This is a genomic window from Aquamicrobium defluvii (genome assembly GCF_004363725.1).
GTDB lineage: Bacteria > Pseudomonadota > Alphaproteobacteria > Rhizobiales > Rhizobiaceae > Mesorhizobium > Mesorhizobium defluvii.
The window spans coordinates 1-1406 of the sequence record NZ_SNZF01000085.1 but is presented as its reverse complement, the minus strand read 5'-3'; the positions used below and the strand labels follow the sequence as shown (position 1 = coordinate 1406).

The following is a 1406-nucleotide window of genomic DNA, read 5'->3' as shown; positions in this document are numbered from 1 at the left end:
CCCCTTGATGAGGTGGAACGGCCCGCTCCGACAGCATCAAAGTGCTAACGTGGTCGTTGTTGTAAACGCCACAAGGAGGGACCGTTCCATGAAAGATGTTACCACTATAGGACTGGACTTGGCGAAACACGTTTTCCAAGCCTTTGGCGCGGATGCTGACGGGACGCCGCTTTTCAACCGAAAGCTACGTCGCGCCGAGGTTCTGCGCTTCTTCGAGAAATTGCCGCCGTGCATGGTCGGGATGGAAGCATGCGCGAGTGCCCACTACTGGGCGCGCGAGATTGCAGCTTTCGGCCATGACGTCAGACTGCTTCCACCTCAATACGTGAAGCCGTTCGTCAAGCGTGGCAAGACCGATGCTGCCGATGCAGAGGCCATCAGTGAAGCGGTGACGCGAAAGACCATGCGGTTCGTCCCGGTCAAGACGGCTGAGCAACAGGCAGCCGTTATGGTGCTCAAGACGCGTGCATTGCTCGTCCGCCAGAGAACCCAGGCGATCAACGCGCTGCGCGCACATATGGGCGAGTTGGGCATCATCGCTCCAATTGGGATCGCCAACGTCAAGGGGCTGGCCGTGATCATCCGGGATGAGGCTGATAGTCGCTTGCCAGCGGCCGCGCGTTTTGCTCTCACGGAGATGGTCGAACAGATTGAGCTCCTAGCCACGCGGATTGAAAGACTTGAGCGTGAGATCGTTGTCCAGGCCAGGCAAGACACCGACATGCGTCGCCTCGCGACGATACCTGGCGTCGGGGCCATTATTGCGATGGCCGTCAAAGCGCTCGTTCCTGATCCCGGCGGCTTCAAATCGGCTCGGCACTTTGCTGCCTGGATAGGTCTGACACCAAAGGCCCATTCGAGCGGCGGCAAGGAGCGCCTGGGGCGCATCTCCAAGATGGGCAATCCGGAGTTGCGATCGCTGCTTGTGACTGGGGCCGCATCCGTCCTTCGCCATGTGCGAGCTGACGACAAGGCGCGGCCATGGCTGAAAGACTTGCTTGGCAGACGCCCCTTCAAGGTCGTGGCGGTTGCGCTGGCCAACAAGACGGCACGGATGATCTGGGCTTTGTTGACCAGAGGTGGAGTATACCGCAACCCAATGGTAACAACGGCGAACGAGGTCCCGGCTTAAGGATCCCGACCGTCCGTACGAGCTGACCGGCGAGGGCCGGCAGAAGCGAGGTGCATAAGCAGACGATGAATCCACGGGACGAAATCCCGAAACAGGACAGGCCGAAACCCGTGACGCGCACAAAGCGCGCCCCCTTGATCCAGCCACCTGCTTCGCGAATTTCATCGAGGCCAGCGGTCATGTGCCGCGCAGAAAGGCCGGACATATGACCGCACCGTCCTCATGTGGTGAAATCGACTGAAAAGCATCCTTGCACCGCGGGCCGTTCCACATA

Annotated in this window: 1 protein-coding gene; it reads left to right on the top strand. The window is 59.9% G+C overall.

What is annotated here, in order from left to right; translation table 11 throughout:
* Positions 1-88: 88 nt before the first annotated feature.
* Positions 89-1132 (top strand): IS110 family RNA-guided transposase, encoded by a 1044-nt coding sequence (locus DES43_RS22225; protein ID WP_133676478.1) that lies wholly within the window; start codon positions 89-91, stop codon positions 1130-1132.
* Positions 1133-1406 lie beyond the last annotated feature (274 nt).